This is a genomic window from Polaromonas sp. P3_C2 (genome assembly GCF_056402675.1).
Genome location: NZ_JBFUGX010000510.1, coordinates 1 through 3014, shown reverse-complemented (window position 1 = coordinate 3014; position 3014 = coordinate 1). Strand labels below are relative to the sequence as shown.

Sequence of the window (3014 nt, the reverse complement as noted above, 5' to 3'; positions counted from 1 at the left end):
CTTCAGGCCGCATTCGGCGAAAATCCCTGTTTCGGGCCTATTCGCGCAACTACGAAGAACCTGCGAATACCCTGCCGCGCCAGATGCGGGACGCCAAGATTTTCCACAACACAATGCAACACAACCACCCGGCAGACGACTCCAGCCCTACCGACCCTGTTCTGGCAGGGCTTCGCTCACAACTTGCAACCCAAGAGAACGTTTTGTGCACGCTGGTGGTTGACCTGGATAACCAACTTCATTTCGCCCGGGGCCTGCTGGCCCTGACGGACCGCCGGCTGCTGGCCTGCAGCCCTGAAGGCGTATGGGCCAGCTGGCCCACGGCGGACGCCGACGGCACCGTATTGCACGGGCTTTCACTGCGCCATTTCGACCATGCCGGCGTGGGCACGCTGGAGCTGCATGAAGCGGGCCGGCGGCTGGCCAGCTGGCGGTTTACCCTGGGTGCCAATGTGCAGGCCCTGCGCCTGGTGCGCCTGTTTGCCCAGCAGCAGGCCCCGGCGGCAGGCGATGCCGCGGCGCTGGCTGAGGACACGGCCCTGTGCCCCGAGTGCGACCTGCCGCTGCCGCCCGACAGCGAGGAATGCCCGGCCTGCGCGCGCGAGCTGCACACGCCGCCTTCCACCTGGGTGCTGCTGCGCCTGTGGCGGTTTGCCGATCCGTACCGCTACCAGCTGCTGGCCGGATTTTTGCTGACTTTGGCTTCCACCGCCGCCACACTGGTGCCGCCCTACCTCACGATTCCGTTGATGGACGACATCCTGATCCCGTTCCAGAACGGCCAGCGGATCGAGCCCTGGAAGGTAGGGTTGCTGCTGGGTGGCCTGCTGGGCGCGGCCGTGCTGGGCTGGGCGCTGAACTGGGCGCGCACCTATTTGCTGGCACTGGTGTCCGAGCGCATCGGCGCCGACCTGCGCACAGCCACCTTCGACCACCTGCTGGAGCTCTCGCTGGACTACTTTGGCGGCAAGCGCACCGGTGACCTGATGTCCCGCATCGGCTCGGAAACTGACCGCATCTGCGTGTTTTTGTCGCTGCATGCGCTGGATTTCGCAACCGATGTGCTGATGATCGTGATGACCGCGGTGATCCTGATTTCCATCAACCCCTGGCTGGCCGTGGTGACGTTGCTGCCGCTGCCGTTTATCGGCTGGATGATCCATGTGGTGCGCGACAAGCTGCGCACCGGATTTGAAAAAATCGACCGCGTCTGGTCGGACGTGACCAATGTGCTGGCCGATACGATTCCTGGCATTCGCGTGGTCAAGGCCTTTGCCCAGGAAAAGCGCGAAGCCCAGCGTTTTCGTGAGGTCAACCAGCACAACCTGGCAGTCAATGACAAGCTCAACAAGACCTGGTCGCTGTTCACGCCCACCGTCTCATTGCTCACAGAAGTCGGCCTGCTGGTGGTCTGGGCTTTCGGCATCTGGCTGGTGTCGCGCCAGCAGATCACCGTCGGCGTACTGACGGCCTTCATTGCCTACATCGGCCGCTTTTACGGCCGGCTTGATTCGATGAGCCGCATCGTTTCCGTCACGCAAAAGGCCGCCGCCGGCGCCAAGCGCATCTTCGACATCCTCGATCACGTCTCCAACGTGCCCGAAACGGCCAACCCGGTGAAGATTGGTGCGCTCGAAGGCCGCATCGACATGAAGAACCTCGGGTTCCGTTACGGCAACCGCTCGGTCATTCGCGGGCTCGATCTGCAGATCCGCCCCGGCGAAATGATCGGACTGGTGGGCCACAGCGGTTCAGGCAAAAGCACGCTGGTCAACCTGATCTGCCGGTTTTACGACGTGAGCGACGGCTCCATCAGCGTGGACGGCACCGACATCCGCCGCTTCGGTGTGGCTGACTACCGCCGCAACATCGGCCTGGTGCTGCAGGAACCGTTTCTTTTCTTCGGCACGATTGCCGAAAACATCGCCTACGGCAAGCCGGGCGCCACGCGCGCTGAAATCGTCGCGGCCGCGCGTGCCGCCCATGCGCATGAATTCATTTTGCGGCTGGCGCAGGGCTATGACTCGCTGGTGGGTGAGCGCGGACAGGGGCTGTCGGGTGGTGAGCGCCAGCGCATCTCGATTGCGCGGGCCTTGCTGATCAACCCGCGCATCCTGATCCTCGACGAAGCGACCTCGTCGGTGGACACCGAAACGGAAAAAGAAATCCAGCGTGCGCTCGACAACCTGGTGCAGGGCCGCACCACGATTGCCATTGCCCACCGCCTTTCAACGCTGCGCAAGGCCGACCGCCTGGTGGTGATGGACCGCGGCCAGGTGGTGGAAGTGGGCCCGCACGACGAACTGATGGCGCAGCAAGGCGCCTACTGGCGGCTGTACGAAGCCCAGGCGCGGCAGGTCGACAGCGAAGAGGGCGGCGAGGAAGCAGCGCAAAGCCTTATCGCAGTGGCCACTTCGCAGCTGGCCCACACCGCGCAGCACACTGGCAACCGATAAGCCAAGGACTGCACATGACCAACTCCTCTTCCTCTTTGTCCTCTTTGTCCTTTCCCTTGGAACGCACGGCGTCGGGCCGGCTGGTGTTCGTCGATGCCGGTGGCCTGCAGCATGTGGGCGTGGTGCCGGTGCGGGCCTTTCCCCTGGCTGCGCCCGATGAAGGGATTTCACTGATTAACACCGAAGGGCACGAGGTGGCCTGGGTGGAAGACCTGCAGGCATTGCCGGTGCAAGCGCGTACCTTGCTGGAGGAAGAACTGGCCCTGCGCGACTTTGCGCCTGAAATCACGCGGCTCAAAAGCGTTTCGACCTTTGCCACCCCCAGCGTGTGGACGGTGGAGACCGACCGGGGTGAGACGTCTTTTGTGCTCAAGGGCGAAGAAGATATTCGCCGCCTGGGGCGCACGGGGCTGCTGATTGCCGGCAGCCAGGGGGTGCAGTACAGCGTGAAGGATATGACGGCTCTGGACCGGGGGTCGCGGCGGTTGTTGGAACGGTTTCTTTAGGCCGGGTCTTGCCCCAGCTACGTGCTCTTAGCTGATGGTTGCTGGACTTGTG

At 63.4% G+C, this 3014-nt stretch carries 2 protein-coding genes; both read left to right on the top strand.

Going from position 1 to position 3014, the window contains the following annotated elements:
- Positions 1–113: 113 nt before the first annotated feature.
- Positions 114–2456 (top strand): cyanophycin metabolism-associated ABC transporter, encoded by a 2343-nt coding sequence (locus AC1DWI_RS18050; RefSeq protein ID WP_477668910.1) that lies wholly within the window; start codon positions 114–116, stop codon positions 2454–2456.
- A gap of 14 nt (positions 2457–2470) precedes the next feature.
- On the top strand, positions 2471–2962 hold the full coding sequence (locus AC1DWI_RS18045) for a cyanophycin metabolism-associated DUF1854 family protein (protein ID WP_477668161.1): 492 nt from the start codon (positions 2471–2473) through the stop codon (positions 2960–2962).
- Positions 2963–3014 lie beyond the last annotated feature (52 nt).

Excerpts from the sequence above, each read along its gene's own strand:
- AC1DWI_RS18050 (WP_477668910.1), top strand. The coding sequence starts at position 114 with ATGCAACACAACCACCCGGCAGACGACTCCAGCCCTACCGACCCTGTT.
- AC1DWI_RS18045 (WP_477668161.1), top strand. The coding sequence starts at position 2,471 with ATGACCAACTCCTCTTCCTCTTTGTCCTCTTTGTCCTTTCCCTTGGAA.